Consider the following 24,952-nt stretch of genomic DNA (forward strand, 5'->3'; position numbering starts at 1 on the left):
CAGGCGAAAAAGGGTAATTGCTAAATGACTTAATTGAATACAAAAAGCCTCACTTTCGTGAGGCTTTTTTGTTTTGCTGGGTTGTTAATCAAGCAGTTTTTTTGCGACGTGCGATTAAACCAGCGATACCGAGACCCACCATCATCAAACTCAGGCTTTCTGGCTCAGGCACTGCCGTTGCAACAGCTGTCACTGCTGTGTATTGCAGGCTGAGGAAGCCGTTGAAAGGCAACTGCCAGCCTTGGCCCGGGATCGTGCTGTTATAAGCATTGCCAAGGCCAAAACCGGATGCGTCTGCTGCCGTTTGGGTGCGTGATAGCTGGATACCCGTTACGCTAGCGTCACTGCTGGTCAGGTAAGCAATGTACTTGGTATCGGCATTCAGGCTCAGTCCCAGGTTTTCAAATGACAGCGTGGTATATCCACCTGCTGCATTGTAGGTATCCACCGCGTTGAATGTGGTAGTCAGCAAATTGCCACCAACGGTATTTACAGACTGGTTCTGAGCGTTGGTGTCCGGGTTCCATTGCGCTACGTTCAGCTGGAAAGAAGCTGAAGTATTGCCGACTGCGTAGAAGCTGAAAGATGACAGCAGGCTGCTGGAAGTCAATGAAAACACCTGGCCGACCATAGGTGAATCACCGCTTGGGTTGGCGGCATTGCCAAACGAGGCAAATGGCAACCCGGTGTTCGCGCCAGCTGGCACGTTGGTGTAAACCGCGGCTGAAGCGCTACCGGCGAAAGCCAGCAACAGGCCGGCAACTACTTTCATTTTTAATGCTGATGAGGTCATGATTTTTCCTAGAGGGTGGCGATGGCAATTGGTTAGAACAGTGCTCTAACGCAGCCAAAGTACTCTGGCAATATTTCAGCTATTTGAAAAAGTATGAACCACCCTAGTCCGAAAAATGGAAGCTATCTATACAGCATATGGATGCAAAGCATGCGTGTAAATGTTTATAAATACACTATTTGCAAAATCTAGGGTACGTTATGCAGGCCGGTCAAAAGTTTAGTCAGCAGTGTATCTAGCTGTCTTTGTTCAGCTTGGCTTAACGCAGCCAATGCCTGCTGTTCATTCGCCACATGCAACGGCAATATCTTGTCAATCAGCGCCAACCCCGCGGGAGTCAGCTTCACCAGGATACTGCGCCTATCTTCGGGTGCACGGCCACGCTCAATCAAGCCTTTATTCTCTAACCGATCCAGCCGGCTGGTCATGGCGCCTGATGACAGCATCAGGCTTTCATAAAGCGCTGTGGGGGTGAGTGCGTAAGGCTCGCCCGAGCGACGAAGGGTCGCTATCACATCAAACTCTCCCTGATGAAGTTCGAACTGGCTGGCTAGTGGATACAACCAATCGCGCTCAATCAAGCTGGTCGCTTCCAGCAACCTGCCGACCAAAGCCATGATTTTTGAGTCGATATCCGGGCGCTCTTTTTCCCATTGGTCACTAGCCAGCTTTGCGCGATCATTCATGGTTATCTCTTTGTGAAGTTATCTTACACACTAATAATACCATTGTTAATTGCTTACTCTGCGTATATTATTCTCCATAAAGAATCTTTATGTAGAGATATATACTAATGAATAGAAATCGTTGTTTGCATGTGTTGACGATCATTGCCATCGTCGGCATCGCCCTCAATCTTCGCCCTGTCATTGCTGCTATCGGGCCATTGCTTGACATGATTGAGGTTGAGACCGGGCTTTCCCACACCCAATCAAGTTTACTGACGACACTGCCCGTGTTTGTGATGGGCTTGTGTGCATTATTTGCACGACAGATCGCTGGCTTATTCACTGAACGTAGCGGCGTGATACTCGGCATAACCTTGATTTTTGTTGCCTGTGGTACCCGCTTTGTAGCGACAAGTGGCTTGAGTTTATTATCTAGTGCGGTTTTGGCTGGCGTGGGTATCGCTCTCGCGCAAACCCTGCTACCTGCTTTTATCAAGCGCAACTACCCGAATGAAGCCGGACGCGTATTCGCACTGTATACAACCGGGATTATGGCGGGTGCGGCTATCGCGGCCTCTTCGTCAGCTATGTTTGCAGAGCGATCAGGATGGCCTTTCGCGCTCTCAATCTGGGCAATACCTGGTTTACTGGCTTTAATGCTTTGGTTATGGGCTACCAAAAGCGAAGTGAGTTTAAAAGCAAAGCCCTCCATTCAAACAAAGCGGCAGAACTTCTGGAGAAATCGCAGAGCCTGGGAGTTAATGCTCTTTTTTGGCGTGGGCACTGCGGCCTACACGCTTGTATTGGCCTGGCTGCCACCGTACTACACCAACCTGGGTTGGCAGCCATCGGCAGCGGGCTTTTTATTAGGCGGGCTGACACTGGCTGAAGTGATTGCCGGGCTGGCAGTTTCGGCATGGATAGGGCATTTTAACGATAGGCGCCAGCCTCTTTTTGCTGCGCTATTCCTGCTGATTGCCGGCCTGGCATGCCTGATTCTTGCACCACTGAAACTGGCTTTGCTCGCCAGCCTGTTATTAGGGTTTGGTATCGGCGCATTATTCCCATTGTCACTGATCCTGACGCTGGACCATATCCACGACCCGACTGAGGCAGGCATGTTGACCGCGTTTGTTCAAGGGGGTGGCTATATCATCGCCAGCTTGATGCCATTGCTGGCCGGGGTGATGCGAGACCAGTTTGCTGACCTGACCCAGGCTTGGGTAGCCATGATCATAGGCGCGATACTACTATTGATACTATGCTTACGGTTTTCACCATCGTCATATAAAAACATACATTCATAACTCTTTTTATGACCAACTATGCTGCATTTGGAGGCAGATTAGGTGGCAACAATAAGGATGGATTACGCATCCAATGAATTTAAATCTGCGCTAAGAGTCAGTAATGATTCATGCGATGAAACAGGATTGGAATAATGGAAGAAAAAGTATTTTTCAATTTTGATGGCGTCACTGTCAGCAATAGCAGGTTTATAGTGCGTAGCCAGACCTATGCCATGCAGAGTGTGACTTCAGTAAAGCCAGGGATCGTTGAGCCAAAACGCGGGGTGGCGATCCTGTTGATGTTTATTGGCTTTTTGCTGTTGGTCGGGGAAATGCTGGCGTTGTATACCGCAGGCGTATTGATGATCGCAGGCGTTGTTGCGATTATTATTGGCTTGATTGCCTGGGTCCTGGAAAAACCAAAGTATTCAGTGATTTTGAATACTTCAGCCGGAGAGCACCACGCACTGATCAGTGAGAAAAAGCAGGATATTGAACATGTGCTGCAAGCGCTGAACCAGGCGATTGTCAGCAGAGGCTAGTATTAAACCCTGGTGTCAGGATCAATATTTGGCGGGTACAAACATTTCTTTAGGTACTGGCCCGCGTATGTAATCGGCGTGATGCACGCGTTTTGGCAATACCACTGGCGGATGCTCCACGCTGCCGTATTCGATCTGGCTGAGTAAATGGCTGATACAGTTGAGGCGTGCTTTCTTTTTATCCACCGCTTCAATCACCCACCACGGTGCTTCAGGAATATGTGTGCGCTCAAGCATCACCTCTTTCGCTTTAGTATATTGCTCCCACAGGCGACGTGATTCCAGGTCCATCGGGCTCAGTTTCCATTGTTTTAACGGGTCGTGAATACGCGTCATAAAGCGTAAATGCTGTTCGTCGTCAGTGATCGAAAACCAGTACTTGATCAGGATGATGCCGGAACGGACCAGCATCTTTTCAAACTCAGGCACCGAGCGGAAAAACTCTTCGTACTCGTCGTCGTTGCAGAAACCCATGACTTTTTCTACACCGGCGCGGTTATACCAGCTGCGGTCAAACAATACGATTTCACCGCCGGCTGGCAGGTGTGAGATATAGCGCTGGAAATACCATTGCGTACGCTCACGTTCGCTGGGTGCAGGCAATGCGGCAACCCGGCACACGCGCGGGTTCAGGCGCTGGGTGAGGCGCTTGATCACCCCACCCTTGCCTGCGGCGTCACGGCCTTCAAACAGCACCACGACTTTCAGTTTGTTTTGCACCACCCAGTCTTGCAGCTTGACCAACTCGCCCTGAAGCCGAAATAGCTCTTTAAAATAAGTCTGGCGTTCGGACACCGAAGTTTGCGATTTTTCTGTCTGTAAGCAATAGATTTCGGAGGCATCTGCAAACTCATTCAGGATCTGGTCCATACGTTCATCATCCAGTTCCATTTCGAGCGCTTCATCAAAGCTATCCATCATTTCATTATTGAATCGCTCATCAGCATTGGGGATTTCGTCAGAGATGGTCATGTGGTTTCCGCAGAGTTTAATTAATCACTTAAAAATGCTAGATTTTTTATATGACATTTTGATGACTATTTAATTTTCACCTAATGTTAAAAGCCCAGCCTTTGTCATCAAACTGTCATCTGCAAAAACAATACTGCTGATATCTCGATAAAAATCAGGCGAATATTGATGGATACTTCAGCGGCTAGCCCTTCGTCGCGCTTTCAGAGCGTGTCACCCTCCAGGCCAACCCTGGATAGAAAACCCAGTGCAATGACCACGGTTATTTTCATAGGCCTGATGGTGACAGGTTTGATTTACACCGGTTTCAGCCTGATGAGCGATGTGAACGACACCGGCGCACCCACCACTACCTGGTTACCGTTTCTATTGCTAGGCCTGGCGCTAGTCATCGCGCTGGGATTTGAATTCGTCAATGGTTTCCATGACACTGCGAATGCGGTAGCCACAGTGATTTACACCCACTCGCTGCCGGCCAATTTCGCGGTGGTCTGGTCAGGGTTGTTCAATTTTCTCGGTGTATTGGTTTCCAGCGGCGCGGTGGCTTTCGGCATTATCTCGCTGTTACCGGTCGAACTGATTCTACAGGTGGGCACAGGTGCAGGTTTTGCCATGGTGTTTGCCTTGCTGATCGCCGCGATCATATGGAACCTGGGCACCTGGTTGCTAGGATTGCCTGCTTCTTCATCCCACACATTGATTGGCTCAATTATCGGTGTGGGTGTTGCCAATGCGCTGATGCATGGCCGCGATGGCACCAGCGGCGTCGATTGGGCACAGGCAACGAAGATCGGTTATTCATTACTGCTTTCCCCTATCATCGGTTTTTTCTTTGCGGCGCTGTTATTGCTGGCACTCAAAGCTTTTGTCAAAAGCAAAGAGCTGTACCAGGAACCTAAAGGCAATAAACCACCCCCATTGTGGATTCGCGGCTTGCTGATTCTGACCTGTACCGGCGTGTCATTTGCGCACGGTTCTAATGATGGCCAGAAAGGCATGGGCTTAATCATGCTGATCCTGGTGGGTACGGTGCCTATGGCGTATGCCCTGAACCGCGCGATGCCGGTCGACCAGATGACCCAGTTTGTGGCAGTCGCCCATGTCACCCAGCAATCACTGCTTAACAATACCCCTGTCACACCGCCTGCCAGCAATGATGCTGCCCGTCACACACTCACTGAATATGTACGTACCAAGACGGTGACACCAGAGGTGATTCCCGCATTGGCAGCGATGACCGGCAGCATTGGTGACCAGGTAAAATCGCATGGCACGTTTGCAGCAGTGCCAGCGGAACAGGTCGGTAACGTGCGAAATGATATGTACCTGGCTTCTGAAGCCATACGCTTTCTGGATAAAGACCAGAGCGTTAAATTTAATAGCGACACCAAAGCCAATGTCACCGCGTTTAAAAAAGAGATTGATAGCGCAACGAAATTTATCCCTTTATGGGTAAAAGTGGCAGTGGCGATCGCACTGGGGCTGGGCACCATGGTCGGCTGGAAGCGGATTGTCGTCACCGTCGGTGAAAAAATCGGCAAAACCCATTTAACCTACGGCCAGGGTGCCTCAGCTGAGTTGGTCGCCATGACCATGATCGGGGCGGCCGATATGTATGGATTACCGGTATCGACTACGCATGTGTTGTCATCCGGTGTGGCGGGCACCATGGCGGCGAATAAATCGGGCCTGCAGATGTCGACTATCCGTAACCTGCTGATGGCCTGGGTACTGACCTTGCCAATGGCGATGCTGTTGTCTGGCAGCTTATACTGGCTGTTCACACAGTTGTTTTAAAGCTGCTCACACAGAAATAAAAAAGACTCAATGGTGTTTAGCACCCTGAGTCTTTTTTATTGGCAGGCATGGGCTTGCATTACAAGCGCCTGTTAAATAATCAATCGGCTGTCAACCGATCAAGTCATCAAGCAAGATATTTGTCAGTTGAAATCACCGACCCGTAACCAAACGCAAACGCAGCCATGGCCGCTGCATGCACTTGCGCTGCTGGCACAGTCACACCGTCAAATTCCACGTCCAGCGTGGTACAGGCATCGTGCAATATGGTGGTGACGTAGCCCATATCTACCGCCGCGCGCACCACGGCATCGATACACATATGGCTCATCGCACCGACGACGATGACTTCTTCCACGCCCTGCGCATCCAACTGTTGTTTCAGGTCAGTCTCACGGAACGCATTGATATGATTTTTGACGATCACAGGTTCGTCACCCGCCGGCGCTACGGATGGCTGGATATTCACCCCATCGGTACCGGGAACAAATACCGGGGCTTCCCCGTTGGCAAATTCATGACGAATATGAAACACCGGGATCCCATTTTCACGTGCATGGGCAATCACCTTGGCTGCATTGCCAGCAGCAGCTTCAATTGCGTGTAAGGGCAGCTTGCCGGTTGGCAGGTATTCGTTTTGCAAATCGACAACAATCAGACCACTTTTTTTCATGCTGCTCTCCTGATGCGGGTTTTAAGTGTAGCGCAATGTCAGCTGTCGCATTTGAGGCTGAGAAATAAAGACCTGTCGCCTTAGTATTCTTCAACCGATATGCTCAGCCTATTGTATTCGCTGGTGTTTTCAGAAGCATGACACTCTAGAACTTTAGAATCGTTTTCCTTGAATTTAATCTTCTCGATAGCATTGATATTCTTTTCAAATTCCGGATTTAAGTCCCCGCATTTTTTCGCCTTGCTGTTCACAAACTGCAGATATTCTTTTTTGTGAGCTTCGGCACTGGCAGAACCATTATTCAGCAAGTTGGTATACGCCCTTCTCAACCGGAGTTCAGACACACTCCATAGACTGAATGTGATCTGGTTAGTCGACACATGGCTGAGTGGTCGCAGATCTTCTACAGGCGCAGGTTCAGGTTTTGGAGGTGTGGGCACTTCGGCAGCTGGCTGTACTGGTGGCGTGACTTGCGCCTGCTCGATAGGCGCCGCAGGCGTTTCGACCAAGGCAGGGGTGACAGTAGGCGCGATCCGGGGTGGTTTTGCCGGGCTTTCAGACTCCTCCTCCACTTCAGGCAATGCAATCTGCTGCTCTGCTTTGGTCAAAGAATCGGCTACATCGCTTAACGGTTCAACCAATTGCGGTGGCTCGGGCTTATTCCAGCTGATAATCACCAGGACTAATACGACCACCCCGATCAGGTAGAACAATACCGTGGCGACGAAGTTGAATTTCTCATTCGTGGTGTCGTGGCTACCGCAATTCGGGCAGTTCGACGATACCTCTTCGTCTTTTGGGTACCATATAAATCCACACTCGTTGCAGACCTTGTGAAGTCGAAGAATAATGCTCATCAGATCTCTCTTATTTTTTATTGAAATTGAGTTGTTTGAGGTTAAAGCCTAACGGGTCGAATAGCATCATTTATTTCTACATCGGCTCGTTATTTTAGGGTTTGGCATTGCAGTTTAGTTCATCCCGCATGCAAACGAGTCTTTTTGATTCGCACTACTCCCGCTCCAGCAGGATAGTGATCAACAGTGCAGTGTCGGCGACCGCTTTGATGGTATGGGCTGACCCGGCACTTAAATACATCAGGCCATGCGCTTGCAAGGTCCGTTTATCCCCTTCCAGATCCAGCTCGACTTCCCCTTCTATGCACTGGATGGTCATCGCACCGGCGGCGGTATGCTCCGGTGTGGTCTTACCTGCCCTCAATATAAACCTGAATACTTCAATGTGGCTTTCACGGATCAGGGTCTCTGAAGTGGCTGCCTCAAAATTAGCGCCATAGGGGGAAATATCTATCACTTCTCCGGGGGAAAAATGTTGAATACTCATAAACGTAAGCCTTTATTCTGGTAAGGATGTGGTTTGATTTTAGCGCGATTGGTGTGGCTTTCCAAACGGGCAAAGACTATCCGGCTAGCCATGGAAAAACTGGAATCACAACACGCAAGACCCCTGAAACATCTGAATCGGCCTAATGCTGGGCTTGATCACCACAAGCGTATCCATTATCAGCATGTGAATCTGGCCGGCGCCTGTAAACCAGTATATTTCTTAAAATTTCCATCTATTTAAATTTATATAAATTATATTTAATAAAACGCAGAATAAAGCCCCTAAAAGCCCTTTAGTCAGCGAAATGGAAGATAAAGCCATGCTTTTTCCACTAATCCTCGGTAGACAATTCAGTATCTAATGATCGGGTATAAAACCAATCATGGTTAAACCTAATTCGCATTGAGGGCAATACTGATGAGTATCGATTTTCTGAATAAACTGACTGGCAAAACAGCTAAACAAGACGCGGCCAAACAGCGCGATGATAATGGCCAGATCCAGGCCATTCACCAAGTGATGGGCGTGATCGAGTTTGACCTGCAAGGCAATATCCTGGCAGTCAATGACAACTTTGCCGCAGTGACTGGTTACAGTAAACAGGAGATCGTCGGTCAGCACCACAGCATGTTTGTAGACACCAGTTACAGGAAAAGCCCGGAATACAAACAGTTCTGGGAAAATCTGGGCCGTGGCCAGGCGGATAACGGGCAATTCAGGAGATTGGGCAAGGCTGGCAAGGAAATCTGGCTGGAAGCCAGCTATGTGCCGGTAGCCGATGAAACAGGCAAACCATTCAAGGTGATCAAGTATGCTTTTGATATCACAGCTGAAAAACAGCGTGATGCCGAATCACAAGGCCAAATCGCCGCCATCAACAAAATCATGGGCGTGATCGAGTTTGACCTGAAAGGCAATATCCTGGCGGTCAATGATAATTTTGCCGCCGTCACCGGCTACATCAGGGAAGAAATCGTCGGCCAGCACCATAGCCTGTTTGTCGATTCAGCTTACAAATCCAGCCAGGAATATAAAGGGTTCTGGCAGGAATTGGGCGATGGCAAAGCCAACGAAGGCCAGTTCAAACGCATAGGAAAAGGCGGGCGGGAAATCTGGCTGCAAGCGAGCTACAACCCGATTTTTGATGCTGCTGGCAAGGCTTTCAAGATCGTGAAATATGCCACCGACATCACAAACGCACAATTGAAAAGTGCTGATTCCGCTGGCCAGATCAGCGCTATTGGCAAAGTGATGGGCGTGATCACCTTTGACCTGAAAGGCAATATCACTGACGTGAACGACAACTTTGCTGCCGTCACCGGTTATAGCAAACAGGAAATCATTGGCCAGCACCACAGCATGTTTGTAGAAGCCGCTTACAAAAACAGCACCGAATACAAGCAATTCTGGCAAAAACTGGGCAGCGGTAACGTCGATGAAGGCCAGTACAAGCGCATAGGAAAAGGTGGCAAGGAAATCTGGCTGCAAGCCAGTTACAACCCGATTTTTGATGCTGCTGGCAAGCCATTCAAGGTGGTGAAATATGCTACCGACATCACTGCCGATAAACTCAAAAATGCAGACTTTTCAGGCCAGATTGATGCGATAGGCAAAGTCATGGGCGTGATCACCTTTGATTTATCCGGCAAGATCACTGATGTCAATGACAACTTTGCCGCCGTGACTGGCTACAGTAAACAGGAGATCGTCGGCCAGCACCACAGCATGTTCGTCGATACCGCTTACAAAAACAGCCCGGAATACAGACAGTTCTGGGAAAACCTCGGCAACGGCAAAGCTGATGAAGGCCAATATAGACGGTTAGGTAAAGGCGGCAGGGAAGTCTGGTTGCAAGCCAGCTACAACCCGATTCTAAATTCCGATGGCAAGCCATTCAAAGTGGTGAAATATGCAACCGATATCACCACTAAAGTTGCGGAAGCCAATGCCATGAAACAGGCTGTGCATGAAACCGCTGAAATAGTGGCAGCGACCAAGAGCGGTGACCTGACCCAAAGGATAGTGACCGATAACAAGCAAGGCGAGATCAAGACGCTGTGTGAAGGTGTGAATACCATCGTCGATGAAATGACAGAAATCTTGTCATCCATCAAGGTCGCAGGTGAGGCGATCAACGCAGCTGCCAACGAAATTTCTCATGGGAATAATGATTTATCACAACGTACCGAAGAACAGGCGAGTTCTCTGGAAGAAACCGCCACCAGCATGGAAGAAATTGCTGCGAATGTGAAAAATAATGCTGAAAACGCCCAGCAGGCAAATAATATGACCGACAAAGCCAGCAGTATTGCAGCCAAAGGCGGTGAAGTATTCGGCAAGGTAGTGTCTACCATGTCAGAAATCACTGAGAGCTCTTCACGCATTGAAGAAATCATTAGTGTGATCGACAGTATTGCTTTCCAGACCAATATCCTGGCGTTGAACGCGGCAGTCGAAGCCGCACGTGCCGGGGAACAGGGCCGCGGATTCGCTGTGGTAGCCAGTGAAGTACGTAACCTGGCACAACGATCAGCCAGTGCTGCCAAAGAGATCAAGTTACTGATTAATGACTCCACAAGCAAAGTCGCTGCAGGCTCCTTATATGTTGAACAGGCCAGCGGTACGATGGAAGACCTGGTCAGCGTCATTGCACGCTTCTCACAACTGATCAGCGAAATCACTGCCGCTTCGTTAGAACAAAGCAACGGCATTGACCAGATCAATATCGCGGTGAACCAGATGGACGAAGTCACCCAGCAAAATGCTGCCCTGGTAGAAGAAGCGTCAGCAGCAGCCATGTCATTGGTCAACCAGGCAGAAAAGTTACAGGAAACCGTCAGCCATTACCAGTTACTGAACACCACCAGCAATACATCGTTTGCTAAAGCATCCAAACCGCAGACCAGGACGCCGGTGCATGCAAAAACTCGCAGGACCGGCACTGATCACCGTAGCTGGGATGCATTTTAAAGTGCCAGTGACCGACATGGCAGCCTGCTAAAAGCACACTGTTCACCTGAAACCCGCCTACCGGCGGGTTTTTTATTCATTTGAACTTCCCATCAGGTATGTGCTTGCCTTAATGCGCATACCCTGCTCCGCCACCTACGTGTATGCCGCTTATCCGGCAAGAATATTGCTGTTATTTTTAATGATGATTGAGAAAATAGGAATCGATTTTCCGTTTTTAATAGGCATTTGCATCATATATATTTATGACAATTAAATGACGTATAAATACCTTTCTTTTCCGAGCGTTAACTGCATGGCGATTATATTAATATAAATTAAATTATTTTTATTTTATCTTAATGACCAACAAGGGGATTTGGTATGCTCGGTATTTTTAACAGTATTACGAGTTCGGCCAGCAATGAACAATTACGGAAGCAGATGGACCTCAGTGGCCAGATCAATGCTATCCACAAAGTCATGGGTGTGATCGAATTTGATCTGCTGGGAAATATCCTGGCGGTCAATGACGGCTTTGCCGCAGCGACCGGTTACAGCCCGCAAGAAATCGTTGGCCACCATCACAGCATGTTCGTCACCCCTGATTACAAGAGCAGCAGTGAATACAAACAGTTCTGGGAAAGACTGGCCCAGGGCGAAGCGCGTGACGGTCAATTTAAACGCATAGGCAAAAATGGCAGGGAGATCTGGCTGCAAGCGAGTTACAACCCTATTTTCGATACAGATGGTCAACCATTCAAGGTGGTGAAATATGCCACTGATATCACCCGCGAAAAAATAGAGCATGCCGACTTTTCAGGCCAGATTGCAGCGATTGGCAAAGTCATGGGCGTGATCGAGTTTGACCTGAAAGGCAATATCCTTTCAGCTAATGACAACTTCGCAGCGGTCACAGGTTATAGCGTCCAGGAAATTATCGGCAATCACCACAGCATGTTTGTAGCACCGGAATATAAGGACAGTACTGAATACAGGCGATTCTGGGAAAACCTGGCTTCGGGGGAACCGAATAACGGCCAGTACAAACGTTTTGGCAAAAACAACCGCGAAATCTGGCTACAAGCCAGTTATAACCCGATTTACGACACGGATGGCAGGCCATTCAAAGTGGTGAAATATGCCACCGATATCACCCGCGACAAACTCAAACATGCTGACTTCTCGGGCCAGATTGCGGCCATCGGCAAAGTCATGGGCGTGATCGAATTCGATCTCAAAGGCAACATCCTTTCCGTCAATGACAATTTCGCAGCGGTCACTGGCTACAGTGCCCTGGAAATCGTAGGCAATCATCACAGCATGTTTGTCACGCCTGAATTCAGGAACAGTGCAGAATACAAGCAGCTGTGGCAGGAACTGGCCCAGGGCGTCGCCAATGATGGCCAATATAAACGGTTAGGCAAAGGTGGTCGCGAACTATGGCTGCAAGCCAGTTACAACCCGATTTTTGATATGGATGGCAAACCGTTCAAGGTAGTGAAATACGCCACCGACATCACGCGGGAAAAACTGCAATATGCGGATTTTTCCGGCCAGATAGCGGCCATCAGTAAGGTGATGGGCGTGATTGAATTCGACCTCAAAGGCAATATCCTGGCGGTGAATGATAACTTCGCTGCAGTGACCGGTTACAGCGCTCAGGAAATGATCGGCAATCACCACAGCATGTTTGTGGATGGTGCTTACAAATCCAGCCAGGAATACCGGCAGTTCTGGGAAAACCTGGGCCGTGGCCAACCGGATAGTGGCCAATATCAGCGCGTGGGCAAACGCGGTAAGGAAATCTGGCTGCAAGCGACATACAACCCGATCTTTGATATGGATGGCAAACCGTTCAAGGTAGTGAAATATGCGACGGACATCTCTGCCAAAGTTAAAGAAACACATGCCATGAAACAGGCGGTGGATGATGTGGTGCGCTATACCCAGACCGGTGATTTGACGCACAGGATACCCACTACTGATAAATCCGGCGAAATCAAGCAGTTATGTGAAGGTATCAATATCATCATCGATGCCATGACCGGTATTCTGTCCATTGTGAAAACCTCTGGTGAAACGATCAATTTGTCTGCCTCTGAAATTTCAATGGGTAACAATGATCTATCACAACGTACTGAAGAACAGGCCAGTTCACTGGAAGAAACCGCAGCCAGCCTGGAAGAGATCGCAGCGACCGTCAGACATAATGCCGCCAATGCCAAACAGGCCAATCTGATGACCAGCAAAGCCAGTGAAGTGGCGAACAAAGGCGGCGAGGTATTTGCCAAAGTAGTGCAAACCATGTCAGAAATCACTGAAAGCTCTTCACGCATTGAAGAGATTATCACCGTGATTGACAGCATTGCTTTCCAGACCAATATCCTGGCATTGAACGCAGCCGTTGAAGCGGCGCGCGCCGGGGAACAAGGCCGGGGTTTCGCCGTGGTTGCGAATGAAGTACGCAATCTTGCACAACGCTCAGCCACCGCTGCGAAAGAAATCAAACAGTTGATATCGGATTCGACCAACATCGTCGCCAGTGGCTCACAGTATGTCGACCAGGCCAGCGGCACCATGGAAGAAATGTTGCAATCGATCAAAAATGTATCAGACATTATTTCCGAGATCACCGACGCCTCCGCCGAGCAAACCACAGGGCTGGACCAGATCAACTCGGCGATGAGCCAGATTGATGAAGTGACCCAGCAAAATGCTGCACTGGTGGAAGAAGCGGCTGCCACCGCCATGTCGCTGGTTGAGCAAGCGGTGAAACTGAATGAAACCGTGGACCGATATAAACTACCTGAGACCAGCACTGCACATCCAGGCAAACCGGTCAGCAGGCCGGCAAACTACAAGATCGCAGTCGCCGCATAGTAAAAGCCGCATTAGCCCCAGCTTGAATAGACTGCCTATATTCAGTGCTGACAACAGTAAGTTTCTTTTGGTACCTTGCATGGCTCCTGCAAGGTACCTTTTTTTTCCGGTGACGACTTCTGACTAATATTTAAATGGATGCATTTATATCTGCACCGGGCTATATCTGCACCCGGCTGCCTAGTTCAATCACGCTATTGGCCGGAATATTAAAATACTCCACTGCACTACTGGCATTACGTGACATCACCGAAAACAGTTGGTCACGCCAGCGCGGCATACCGCCACCGACATCCGGCACGATGATATCGCGGCTCAAAAAGTAAGAGTTACTGAACGGATCCAGAGACTCGCCATCCAGCGTCAGGCCCAGCAAAGCCTGTGGCACATCGGCATGCTGCATAAAGCCATAGCGCAGCTCCACCTGCCAGAAACCTTCCGCCAGCTTTTGCACATGGATACGCGATTGCGTATTCAGCAGTGGTACATCTTCAAACACGACATTCACCAACAGGTTACGTTGATGCAACACCTGGTTATGCTTGAGGTTATGCAGCAGCGCCTGCGGTACAGTTTCCAGATTGGAAACCATATACACCGCCGTTCTGGGCACACGCGGATGTTTGCTTTGTGCAATGCTGTCTATCAATGCGGAAAGCTTGGGGTCAGTCTGTTTCATGCCGGTTAACAAAAGGTGGCGGCCTTTTTTCCAGGTAGTCATGAATACAATCAGCAGGACACTCAAGGCAATCGGGAACCAGCCACCCTGCATGAACTTCATGGAAGCCGAGCCGAACAATACGCCATCCACCAAGGCCAGTAACCCTACCAATGGCCATGCCAGCCAGGCCGGGAACTGCCAGCGGTGACGCATGACGAAGAAGATCAATATAGTGGTGATCAGCATGGTGCCGGTGACGGCAATCCCATAGGCGGATGCCAATGCTGATGAGCTCTGGAATGCCAGGCAGACCATGATCACCGTGACCAGCAATGCCCAATTCACCGCAGGTATATAAATCTGCCCCGACTCACTGGCAGACGTATGGATAATGCGCATACGCGGTAAAAACCCCAATTGAATCGCCTGGCGGGTCATGGAAAAAGCACCGGAGATCACCGCTTGTGACGCAATAATGGTCGCCAGTGTTGCCAGTACCACCGCCGGGATCAGCAGCGGTTGCGGGAAAGAAAGATAAAACGGATTGCTGACGGCTTCAGGATGTTGCAACAGCAACGCGCCTTGCCCCAGGTAGTTCAATGTCAGACAGGGAAACACCAGGCCCAGCCACGCCATCTGGATCGCCGGCCTGCCAAAGTGTCCCATATCGGCATACAGTGCTTCAGCGCCAGTCACTGCCAGCAAAATAGCGCCTATCGCGATAAACATGGCACCGCCGCGCGATTGAAGAAAATGCCAGGCATATTGTGGCTGTAAGGCCTGCAACACTTCAGGCACTTGTGAAATCTGCCACACGCCTATGCTTGCCAATGCCACAAACCAGACAATCACAATCGGGCCGAAAAACCGCCCGACTGCATGTGTACCATGCCGCTGAAACCAGAATAGCCCGATTAAAATTGCTATCGACACGGGCAGTACCTGCGCTGCCAGTGTTGGTGACACTACCTGCAAGCCCTCCACTGCCGACAGTACGGAAATGGCCGGCGTCAGCACACTATCGCCGTAAAACAGCGCCGCGCCAAGTACACCCAGCAATAGCAGGCCACCGGCGCGTTTATCCTGCGGCTTCAAAGTTGAGAGTGCCAGCGATAATAACGCCATGACGCCGCCCTCGCCTTTGTTGTGCGCGCGCAAGACCAGCAATACATATTTAAACGTCACGACAAAGGTCAGCAGCCAGAATATTGCCGAGACTGCGCCAAGGATATTGGTCTGGTTAAGCGGTACGCCGGTACTTTCACTGAAAATCACCTGCATGGTGTACAGCGGGCTGGTGCCGATATCGCCATACACCACGCCAATGGCACCGAGTGCCAATGCCGCCAGTCCGCTTTTCTTGATTGATAAATTGTCCATCGCATCCTCTTGTTAGTGATTGATGGCATCAATATGCGCTTGGGCGCATATCAATCACATAAACAAAAAAATTTGATTTGAACGGGTTTACATGAGAGACGTAGACGAGAATTCAAATCCCTGCCAGCGAGATGCTGGTCAATCTTGTGATGATTATATATAGATTATGTTTATAATCTATATTGACCAACTAAAGTAAACTGCACTAGAATATAGATTACATTCATAATCTATGAATGCTATTCCATGAAAAGGACCAAACTATGTATCTTAAACACCTGACCTCGGGTTTACTCTTTCTCACCTCGGCTATCACCATGCAGGCATATGCTTTTGATAAGCAACCGGTGCTGAATCTTGAAACAGCGCAAAAAATCGCTGCAGGTTGCCAGGCCAAGGCAGCTAAGGAAGGCTGGAAAATGAGTGTGACTATTGTCGATGCCGGTGCCAACCCTATCTATTTTGAACGAATGAATGGTGCCTATATTGCTTCAGCAGAGCTTTCAAGGCTTAAAGCCATCAATTCAGCATCCATGCAATTACCTACCAGCATGCTGGAGCATTTTTCATTCGGTAAGGATAAAAAAGGTGGGCCAGCGCCTGGCCTGGCGAATTTGCCAGGATTTGTAACATTAGCCGGTGGTATTCCATTAAAGGCTGGTGAAGACTTTTTGGGAGCGGTCGGTGTGAGTGGTGGCATGCCTGATCAGGATGCTGCCTGTGCACAAGCAGGCATTGATTCAGCTAAATCATTATTGAAATAATCAATAAAGGCTGGGTGTAGTTACATGCGATCACGCCAGCCTGTATTTGTTATTTTTGAGTTATCCGGATTTGAGTCTTTGAGATTCCGGCGAGTATAGGTCAAACTATCAGCTACTACCTGGCCGGATCCCTGCCTGTACAGCTGAGGTTGAAAATGGTGAACTTAAATCCATGCAAGTGCGAACTTGCTGAAACGAACGCACGGCTGATTTGGATTCAAATGGAAGTATGTCGAAATAACACGAAGGATATGCAATGAGAGTGAGCAGAGCTAAATCAGTCGAGAACAAAGAGCTGGTGCTTGAAACAGCTACCAGGCTGTTTAAGACACATGGTTTCGACGGCATAGGTGTCGCTGATTTGATGAAAGAAGCCGGCTTGACTGTAGGCGGGTTCTACAAAAACTTTGCTTCGAAAGAAGATCTGGTGGCTCAGGTTTGCCAACGCGCAGGTGATCAATCGCTTAACCGCTGGGAAGCCCACATTTCTAACCCGGAAGTGACCGAACCACTGCATCGAATCGCCAATGCATACCTTTCGACCCAAAACAGGGATCAGCTGGCCACGACTTGCCTGTTCTCTACATTAGCGGCTGAAGTTCCCAGGCACGATGATGCGGTAAAAAAGGTATTTGAAGCAGGCGTTGAATCTACCATTCAACTGTTGTCCAAGATCATGCCAGGAGAAACTGCAGAGGTAAAGAGAGTGAATGCCATTGCCACCTTCACGCAGTGGCTGGGGGCATTGATACTGGCCAGGGCAGCAGGCACGGGGGCGTTATCGCAGGAGATACTGGATGTGGCAAAAGCACGGTTGCCTGAAGTTAAAAGTGAACCTGATGTGAATAGTTCACGTGAAGTGAAATGAAGTGAAAAGTACTCCTTAATATCACTATCTACTTAAACTATCCCGCAGAAAATCCGGCCTGCTGACAGGACATCATGCAAGCCGATAACCAATCCCCAACTCGGTAAGCAGATAATGTGGTGTGGCAGGATTGGTTTCCAGTTTAGCGCGTAAGCGACCAATATGGATACGCAAGTAATGCGTGTCGTCTATGTATTCTGGCCCCCATACCTGCGTCAGCAACTGGCTATGCGTAAAAATAGTACCTGGCTTGCTGGCTAGCTGCATCAGCAAGGCATGCTCTATGGGGCTCAGATGCAGTTGCACACCATCCTTGGTGACAATACCACTGGCGCGGTTAATCAACAGCCCTTGATAGTGATATGCGTGATCACGCATTTGCATCATGGCCGTGCGTCGTAAAGCTACCTGGATACGCGCCAGTAATTCCGGCAGGCCAAACGGTTTCATCAGATAATCATCTGCGCCCATGGTCAGGCAATTCACCTTATCAGTCTCGTCCTGGCGTGCAGACAATACTAGAATCGGTACATCTGAATACGCCCGTAATGTTGAGATAAACTGCTCGCCTCCGCCATCCGGTAATCCCAAGTCCAGAATGACCATCACAAAATCACTGGCTTGCCGGGCTTGCGCAAGGTCACGTGCATGCAATACCCGGTAGCCATGGGCGGATAACGCTGGCACCAGGAACTGGTAAACCCCGGCATCATCTTCCACCAGCAATAGGGTAGGCTGTTTATCGCTCATGATGCAATTAACTCACTAGCGCGTACAAACGGGAACAATAGCTGTACACAAGTTTGCTGATCAGGCACTGAACTGATCTCCAGTTTTCCCTGGTGTAATTGCATCACCGTATTCACGATAGAAAGACCGAGGCCGAAACCGCGTGTGCCGGTAGGTCGCTGTGTATGTGGTGCAAACGCAGAAATGGCAAATCCTTCAGCGAAGCCTGGCCCTTCATTCAGCACTGAAATCTGTAACCAATCCTGATTAATCGAAAGTGTCACTTCAATCGCAGATTCTGCGCTGCGCCAGCAAATAGCATTGTCGATCAGGTTAGCCAGCGCATGTGCCACCAGCACCGCATCCATCCTGACCAGCACTTCCTCATCGCTGACATTCACCTGCAAAGCCTCTGGTGGTGAACGACGCTGGTATCGGCTGACCACATGCTGGATCACATCCTGGGGCGACTGCCAGTCGAGTTGCAGGCTGCTGGCCCCCGCATCGAGTTTCACCAGGGTCAGGATATTCTCAGTGGCCTGACTCAGGTAGGTAGTCTCAGCCTGTATGCTTTGCAATAACTGCTGAGACTGCCCTGCTGTCAGCGGGATTTTCCGGTCAGTCAGCACATTCGCTGCGCCAAGGATCACTGTCAATGGCGTGCGCATATCATGCGACAACGCAGTAAGCAGCGTTTTCTTGAAATTGGCCTCACTGGCACTCAACTCTGCTTGTGCGAGAGCCATTTGCTGGCTAAGTTTGGTATAAGCCTGGGCAATTTGATGCGTCAGTAGTTGCAGAAAATGTAAATCAGGCAGGGTAACTGCCGCATCCAGCACCAACACTTCGCGTTGCGGAAACCCGAATGGCAATAGGCAATAGCCCAGCGTAGGCCAGTCATTGGTCCCAGCCCCCACCGGCCGGTTGAAATCCAGCGCCCATTCAACACTGGTCGCCTGCACCAGTGGTGATGATTGATTTTGCCTGGCATCGACATTTTCCACTGCAGTGGATGTGCCATCCGGCCCTGCCAGCCAGATTAATGCACCAGGCTCGGTCTGGCGAACCACACGTGCACGTATGGGAAACACTTCGGCTATATGCTGACAAGCCGCCTGCAGCAATGCCTCTGTACTCGATTGTGCGGCGAGTAATTCAGCCAGGGATTGGAAAAAACGGGATTGTTGCGCGGCGTGTCGGGATTGCAGCATTTGCTGCTTCAGCTGCTGCATCAAACTACTGACCGTCAGGGCTACAATCGCGAATACCAGCAAGATCACCCAGGATTGCTTGCTACCCACGCTCAAACTGTAGCGAGGCTCGATAAAACAGTAATTGATCAGGAGGAACGCCGTAATGGCCGTCAGCAGTGCTGCCGAAAAACGCAGGAGATAAGCCGCCCACAATACCCCCAGCAGGTACAGCATAGTGATGACGGTAACGCCCAGCCCGGAAAAATAAGCCAGGCCCAGCCAGGTCACCCCTGCCAGCCAACTCACCAGTATCAGCAACGAAATCCGTCCTGGAACCGGTGATAACGCCAGTGCCAACCCCTTATGCCACATGTTGACTTTCTGCAATCGGGTATCGGCAGATGAATATGTCATGGCTGTATATTAAACATTAATGCCCGTATAAATCCTGGCTCTTATAATTTGGGCCAAAGAATTCTTTCATCAGGAAATCTTCCAGTCCCGCGCTGTCGGCAGGCCGTGCGGACAAGGTCACCGTACGACCCAGGCGGTTGGAAATCCAGTCAAAATCCCCGTTGTAATGCTCGCGGATAATCCCAATCATGCGACGTATCATCACCAGGCGGATATCTTCGCCACTGCCTGCTTCCACCTGGTAAAACTGGGTATTGGCCGAGGTGTAATCATTAACCCACCCTTTAAAGCTGAAGCTGGCATTATAAGGATCCATACGCTTGATCATAAACAAACCATTGGTACCAAACTTGAGGTTGTTCATGATATTTTTGGTGCGGCGCTCATCTTCCGAAGGGCCGCGTTCAGCGGCAGCAGCGGCATCATTGATCTCTTTGGCAGCGATTTCTTCCGAAAAACGATCGGTCTGCTTGCGCTTGATCATGCTGGAAAAGTCCTCCACCGGTGGCGGGGGCTGTTGCGGGGTTGGCTGAGGTTTTGGCTGCAGCTTGGGTTCAGGCAGTTTGAATGCGCTGTTAGGATTCTGCGACTGGATAATCTTCTTCGGCAGCTTGGGTACTTCTTTAGGTTGTGGCTTGGGTTTTGGCTGCGGTTTGGGTGGTTCCGGCGGCATTTCCGGAGGCGGCTCTACCGGTTTCGGCTGGCTTTTAACAGGTAATCCGAGATCCAGCACAACATTGATGGGCTCCTGCGAAGGCTCTTTCATGGGTTTCAGCAGGTCCAGCAAAAATCCCCAGAATAAAATCGCGTGAAAAATCAGCGATAGCAAAAAACCCCACATCAACCTGGCGGGGATGCGCAACACACGGTCCCGCTGCTTTGGTTTCAGCCAGTTGGGTGTGCTAAAGGGTTCGAATGGGGAAGGCTTTTGCATGAACAGGATTAATCACAGAAGTTGCTGATGTCACGCATTAAGATTGTATTTCTTGCCAAATTTTTTCTAGTCGTTTGATTGAGACAGGATAAGGGGTTCTTAATTCCTGCGCAAATAATGATACACGTAACTCCTGCAACTGCCACGCAAAGTCTTGTAACCCACTTGTTACAGACAGGTTGGCTTTGCGCAGTTGCTCAACCTTCTGCTGCCAGCGCTGCTCGATTTGTGCGACCGCCTGCGCATGCTTGCCATCGCGCTCTATGCTGGTCGGATATTTGTCTATGCGCATGCGTATCGCTTTTAAATAACGTGGAATATGCGGTAAGTGCTCCCACGGCGTGCGGCTGAAGCATCCATGATAGACCAGCGTATTCAGCTGTTGTTCACATTCACGTTTGATTTTCTGTGTGACAGGCGTCATTTTTTGCAATTGTGCGGTTAATGCCTGGTACTCAGTGGCAATCAGTTGCACTTGCCTGGTGAGGGCTTCAGCCACCGCTGGCAATCGCGTGCGGGCGCGTGTTTTAAGCTGCATGAACTCGGCATTGGTGTGCGGCAAATCATCTTCGGCAATAAACGCTCGGTCAGCAATTGCTTGCAGCATGTCTTCCCGTAACTGGTCCGGATTCATCACCGCGCGTAGCAATAAGGCATACTGGTTAAAGCCTGGAAGGCTTTTTTCGAGGTGCTTCATCTGTTCCTTCAGCTCGAAGCGCATCAAGCGGCACACACCTTTGCGGTGCGCGCCGGCCGCCATATCCGCGGTATCAAACAGTTTAACCGACACACTGCCCTGGTTATCTTCAATCGCAGGGTAACCGGTCAACTGGCGGCCATCTTTAGTGAAGGTCAGCGTTCCCGGCAAATCACCAAAGTCCCATTGCTTGAGATCAGTCTTTTCAATATCCGGCGAGCCGCTACGGAAAGTAAGTTGTGCCGCAGAACCCAGTTGTTTCTTAAGGGAATTCCAGTCACGACCCATGCCAAGCTCGCGGCCTTTTTCATCTACCACGCGGAAATTCATCAGGTGATGCGCATCCAGCCCAGACAGGTCAAACTCTTCGGATTTCAGCTTGAGGGCTGTTTTTTGCTGGATAAATTGTGACAATACCGGCAGCAAGGCACCTTCATTCTGGTGTGCCTGTAAAAAACCGGTGACGAAATCCGGCACCGGCACGCAGACACGGCGCAAAGTCTTGGGCAAGGCTTTAATCAATGCCGTTATCTTGTCACGTATCATGCCGGGCACCAGCCATTCGGTAACGGTGGCATCGAGCTGGTTGAGCAGCGCCAGTGGGATGGTCGCCGTTACGCCATCCAGCACATGGCCAGGTTCAAAACGATATTTCAATGGCACGGTTTCACCATCAATGACCAACTGCTCGGGGAACTGTACTTCGGTAATCGCATTCGCGCCGTGGCGCATCAGCGACTCACGGGTCAGGTACAACACTTTCGGGTTGATCTTTTCCGCGTCCTGCCGCCATTTTTCAAATGAGATACCATTGAAGACTCGATACTGCTCACTGATCTCCGGCACTACCTTGTCGTAGAACGCAAACAACTGATGCTCATTGATCAGTACATCCTGGCGGCGTGCCTTGTGCTCCAGCGCTTCCACTTCAGAAATCAATCGGCGGTTGGCTTCCTGGAACGACGCCTTGGTATCAAACTCCATATTGGCCAGCGCTTCACGGATAAAAATCTCGCGCGACTGCTCAGGGTCCACCGGCCCATAATGCACACGTCGTTTCGGCACGATGGTCAGGCCATACAGGCTGACGCGTTCCCATGCCACCACTTGCGCGGTCTTACGGTCCCAGCGCGGGTCACTGTAATGGCTTTGCGTTAAATCGCGCGCGCCGCCCTCATGCGCGACCGGCTCTATCCAGTCCGGGTCTATTTTTGCAACGATACGCGCATACAGTTTGGTCGTATCCACCAGTTCAGCGGCTATCACCCACTTAGGACGGCTCTTTTTCAATGCCGAACCGGGTGCAATGGTAAAGCGGATGCCACGCGCACCGGCATAGGTTTCGCCGTCGCCATCCTTGAATCCGATATTACCCAGCAAACCGGACAGCAAGGCCCTGTGCACCTGTTCATAGCTGGCTTCCTTATCGCCAAGCTTGAAGTCCATTTCCTCTACCATTTCACGCAGTTGCGCATGCAGCTCGCGCCATTCTTTCAAGCGCAGGAATGACAGGAAAGACTGATGACACTGATTCAACAGGTCTTTATTGGATTTTTTGGTTTTGAGGGCCTGGTCATACCATTCCCACAATTTGAGGTAACTCATAAAATCCGAGTCATCCGCCTTGAATTTGGAATGCGCCTGATCAGCCGCTTCGCGCTTGTCCATGGGCCGTTCACGCGGGTCCTGGATGCTGAGCACACTGGCGATAATCAATATCTCACGCAGGCAGCTTTCTTTTTTGGCTGCCAGGATCATGCGTGCCACACGGGGATCCAATGGCAGGCGTGCCATCTGCCGGCCGATCTCGGTGATCTCGCGTCTCTCGGTGACTGCGCCCAACTCCTGCAGCAACTGATAGCCGTCACTCACCAGGCGTGAAGAAGGCGCTTCGATAAACGGGAATTCGCTGACATCTCCCAGGCGTAAATCTGCCATACGCAAAATCACGCTGGCCAAAGAACTACGCAGGATTTCCGGCTCTGTAAACGCCGGGCGCTGGTTGAAATCCTCTTCTGAATACAATCGCACGCAGATACCACTGGATACCCGGCCGCAACGGCCCGCCCGCTGCTTGGCCGCCGCTTGCGAGATTTTTTCAATCTGTAATTGTTCAACCTTGGCGCGCGGGCTGTAACGGTTGACGCGCGCTAGCCCGGCATCGATCACATACTTAATTCCAGGCACCGTCAGCGAGGTTTCTGCCACGTTGGTTGCCAGCACAATCCGCCGCTGACCGCCAAGACGGAAAATCTTCTGCTGGTCTTCAATGCTCAGGCGCGCAAATAATGGCAGTATCTCAGCGGATTTCAGCTTGAGCGATCGGCCCTGGTGTTTGCGCAGATGGTCGGCCGTATCCCGGATTTCACGCTCACCGGGCAAGAACACCAGGATATCGCCATCACCATGCCGCAACAGATCCTCAGCCGTATCGAGGATGGCATCTTCCATCACCTCCTCTTCGTCATCTTCTTCCAGCCAGCGCGTTTCAGTACGCGGCGGTTTGCGCTTGATGCCCATCAGGTCCTGCGCAAAACGGTCTATATCATCCAGCCCGTCATCAATCGGTACTTCCACCGCCACCATGGTGGTTTTATTGCCCAGGGGCCGGTAACGGATCTCCACCGGATACGTGCGGCCAGACACCTCGATCACGGGTGCGCCATTGAAATGACTGGAGAATCGGTCTGCATCTATCGTCGCCGAAGTGACAATGATTTTCAGGTCCGGCCGTTTGGGTAATAACTGCTTGAGGTAGCCGAGCAGGAAGTCGATGTTCAGGCTGCGCTCGTGCGCCTCATCGATAATGATGGTGTCATAACCGTTCAGGAATTTATCGCTTTGCGTTTCCGCCAGCAGAATACCGTCGGTCATCAGTTTGACGTAGCTGCGCTCGGAGAGCTTGTCGTTAAAACGCACCTTGTAACCAACCACCTCCCCTAACGGGCTTTTCAGCTCCTGTGCGATACGGGTTGCGACTGAGCGCGCCGCAATCCGGCGTGGCTGTGTATGCCCGATCAGGCCGCTGACGCCACGCCCGAGTTCCAGGCAGATTTTAGGTAATTGGGTGGTTTTACCAGAACCGGTTTCGCCGCACACAATCACCACCTGGTGTTTCTGGATAGCCGCCGCAATTTCTTCTTTTTTGCCACTGACGGGTAACTCTTGTGGATATTCCGGCTTGGGTAATGCAGCCAATCGCGCCTGCAACCGCTGTTGGGAGGCCTGGACTTTATGGGCGATATCTACAAGCGCTTTATCGACGGGTTTGTTTTGCTTTAGTGCATCACGCAGCTGGTTCAAACGGCGTTTCAGGGGGAAACGGTCAGCCAGCATGCATTGCGGAAGTTGTTTTTCGAGTTGGCTGATGAGTTGTGCGGGGGAGACAGCGGTCATAGG

The 24,952-nt window shown here is 50.3% G+C and carries 18 protein-coding genes; 7 read left to right on the top strand and 11 right to left on the bottom strand.

What is annotated here, in order from left to right; genetic code table 11:
- Positions 1 to 88 precede the first annotated feature (88 nt).
- Together VK958_RS08660 and VK958_RS08665 are read right to left on the bottom strand one after the other, a co-directional pair.
- Positions 89 to 793, bottom strand: coding sequence for a PEP-CTERM sorting domain-containing protein (locus tag VK958_RS08660; protein WP_325240755.1), 705 nt, complete (start codon positions 791 to 793; stop codon positions 89 to 91).
- A gap of 188 nt (positions 794 to 981) precedes the next feature.
- The gene (locus VK958_RS08665; protein WP_325240757.1) at positions 982 to 1,479 is read right to left on the bottom strand and encodes a MarR family winged helix-turn-helix transcriptional regulator; all 498 of its coding nucleotides are present in this window, start codon (positions 1,477 to 1,479) and stop codon (positions 982 to 984) included.
- A 107-nt stretch (positions 1,480 to 1,586) separates the two neighbouring features.
- Between VK958_RS08665 and VK958_RS08670 the strand changes: the two genes are divergently transcribed.
- Both VK958_RS08670 and VK958_RS08675 read left to right on the top strand, forming a co-directional pair.
- Positions 1,587 to 2,768: an MFS transporter gene (locus tag VK958_RS08670; protein WP_325240759.1), complete on the top strand. Its 1,182-nt coding sequence runs from the start codon at positions 1,587 to 1,589 to the stop codon at positions 2,766 to 2,768.
- A gap of 134 nt (positions 2,769 to 2,902) precedes the next feature.
- Positions 2,903 to 3,292, top strand: coding sequence for a DUF6232 family protein (locus VK958_RS08675; protein ID WP_325240760.1), 390 nt, complete (start codon positions 2,903 to 2,905; stop codon positions 3,290 to 3,292).
- 21 nt (positions 3,293 to 3,313) lie between these two features.
- Here VK958_RS08675 and ppk2 read toward each other — a convergent pair whose 3' ends face one another.
- Positions 3,314 to 4,264 (bottom strand): polyphosphate kinase 2, encoded by a 951-nt coding sequence (ppk2, locus tag VK958_RS08680; RefSeq protein WP_325240761.1) that lies wholly within the window; start codon positions 4,262 to 4,264, stop codon positions 3,314 to 3,316.
- Positions 4,265 to 4,432: 168 nt separating this feature from the next.
- Here ppk2 and VK958_RS08685 point away from each other — a divergent pair, with 168 nt between their 5' ends.
- Positions 4,433 to 6,061, top strand: a complete 1,629-nt coding sequence (locus VK958_RS08685) for an inorganic phosphate transporter (RefSeq protein WP_325240763.1) — start codon at positions 4,433 to 4,435, stop codon at positions 6,059 to 6,061.
- A 127-nt stretch (positions 6,062 to 6,188) separates the two neighbouring features.
- Here the strand turns inward: VK958_RS08685 and VK958_RS08690 are convergent, their stop codons facing one another.
- From VK958_RS08690 to VK958_RS08700, 3 genes are all read right to left on the bottom strand, one after another.
- Positions 6,189 to 6,734 carry a cysteine hydrolase family protein gene (locus VK958_RS08690; RefSeq protein WP_325240765.1) on the bottom strand — a complete coding sequence of 182 codons (546 nt, stop codon included), beginning with the start codon at positions 6,732 to 6,734 and terminating at the stop codon, positions 6,189 to 6,191.
- Positions 6,735 to 6,814: 80 nt separating this feature from the next.
- Positions 6,815 to 7,591 carry a hypothetical protein gene (locus VK958_RS08695; RefSeq protein WP_325240767.1) on the bottom strand — a complete coding sequence of 259 codons (777 nt, stop codon included), beginning with the start codon at positions 7,589 to 7,591 and terminating at the stop codon, positions 6,815 to 6,817.
- A 154-nt stretch (positions 7,592 to 7,745) separates the two neighbouring features.
- Positions 7,746 to 8,078, bottom strand: a complete 333-nt coding sequence (locus VK958_RS08700) for a cupin domain-containing protein (RefSeq protein ID WP_325240769.1) — start codon at positions 8,076 to 8,078, stop codon at positions 7,746 to 7,748.
- A 420-nt stretch (positions 8,079 to 8,498) separates the two neighbouring features.
- Here VK958_RS08700 and VK958_RS08705 point away from each other — a divergent pair, with 420 nt between their 5' ends.
- Both VK958_RS08705 and VK958_RS08710 read left to right on the top strand, forming a co-directional pair.
- The gene (locus VK958_RS08705) at positions 8,499 to 11,051 is read left to right on the top strand and encodes a methyl-accepting chemotaxis protein (protein WP_325240771.1); all 2,553 of its coding nucleotides are present in this window, start codon (positions 8,499 to 8,501) and stop codon (positions 11,049 to 11,051) included.
- 363 nt (positions 11,052 to 11,414) lie between these two features.
- The gene (locus VK958_RS08710) at positions 11,415 to 13,913 is read left to right on the top strand and encodes a methyl-accepting chemotaxis protein (RefSeq protein ID WP_325240773.1); all 2,499 of its coding nucleotides are present in this window, start codon (positions 11,415 to 11,417) and stop codon (positions 13,911 to 13,913) included.
- 160 nt (positions 13,914 to 14,073) lie between these two features.
- Here the strand turns inward: VK958_RS08710 and VK958_RS08715 are convergent, their stop codons facing one another.
- Entirely contained in the window at positions 14,074 to 15,954 is a 1,881-nt protein-coding gene (locus VK958_RS08715; protein ID WP_325240775.1) for a potassium transporter Kup, read from the bottom strand.
- A gap of 263 nt (positions 15,955 to 16,217) precedes the next feature.
- Here VK958_RS08715 and VK958_RS08720 point away from each other — a divergent pair, with 263 nt between their 5' ends.
- Positions 16,218 to 16,718 carry a GlcG/HbpS family heme-binding protein gene (locus VK958_RS08720; protein ID WP_325240777.1) on the top strand — a complete coding sequence of 167 codons (501 nt, stop codon included), beginning with the start codon at positions 16,218 to 16,220 and terminating at the stop codon, positions 16,716 to 16,718.
- A gap of 256 nt (positions 16,719 to 16,974) precedes the next feature.
- The gene (locus tag VK958_RS08725; protein WP_325240779.1) at positions 16,975 to 17,586 is read left to right on the top strand and encodes a TetR/AcrR family transcriptional regulator; all 612 of its coding nucleotides are present in this window, start codon (positions 16,975 to 16,977) and stop codon (positions 17,584 to 17,586) included.
- Positions 17,587 to 17,658: 72 nt separating this feature from the next.
- On the opposite strand, the gene VK958_RS08730 is transcribed toward VK958_RS08725, so the two are convergent.
- Genes VK958_RS08730 through hrpA form a run of 4 tightly spaced genes read right to left on the bottom strand, consistent with a single transcriptional unit; the run spans position 17,659 to position 24,889 of the window.
- Entirely contained in the window at positions 17,659 to 18,336 is a 678-nt protein-coding gene (locus tag VK958_RS08730) for a winged helix-turn-helix domain-containing protein (RefSeq protein WP_325240781.1), read from the bottom strand.
- Positions 18,333 to 19,922 carry a DUF4118 domain-containing protein gene (locus VK958_RS08735; RefSeq protein ID WP_325240783.1) on the bottom strand — a complete coding sequence of 530 codons (1,590 nt, stop codon included), beginning with the start codon at positions 19,920 to 19,922 and terminating at the stop codon, positions 18,333 to 18,335. Before VK958_RS08735 ends, VK958_RS08730 begins: the two co-directional genes overlap by 4 nt.
- 16 nt (positions 19,923 to 19,938) lie before the next feature.
- A complete protein-coding gene (locus VK958_RS08740; protein ID WP_325240785.1) occupies positions 19,939 to 20,856 on the bottom strand; it encodes a hypothetical protein in 918 nt (305 codons plus the stop codon).
- A 37-nt stretch (positions 20,857 to 20,893) separates the two neighbouring features.
- Positions 20,894 to 24,889, bottom strand: coding sequence for an ATP-dependent RNA helicase HrpA (gene hrpA / locus VK958_RS08745; RefSeq protein WP_325240789.1), 3,996 nt, complete (start codon positions 24,887 to 24,889; stop codon positions 20,894 to 20,896).
- Between the last annotated feature and the right edge of the window lie 63 nt (positions 24,890 to 24,952).

It is taken from the genome of Methylophilus sp. (genome assembly GCF_035460085.1).
Taxonomy (GTDB): domain Bacteria; phylum Pseudomonadota; class Gammaproteobacteria; order Burkholderiales; family Methylophilaceae; genus Methylophilus.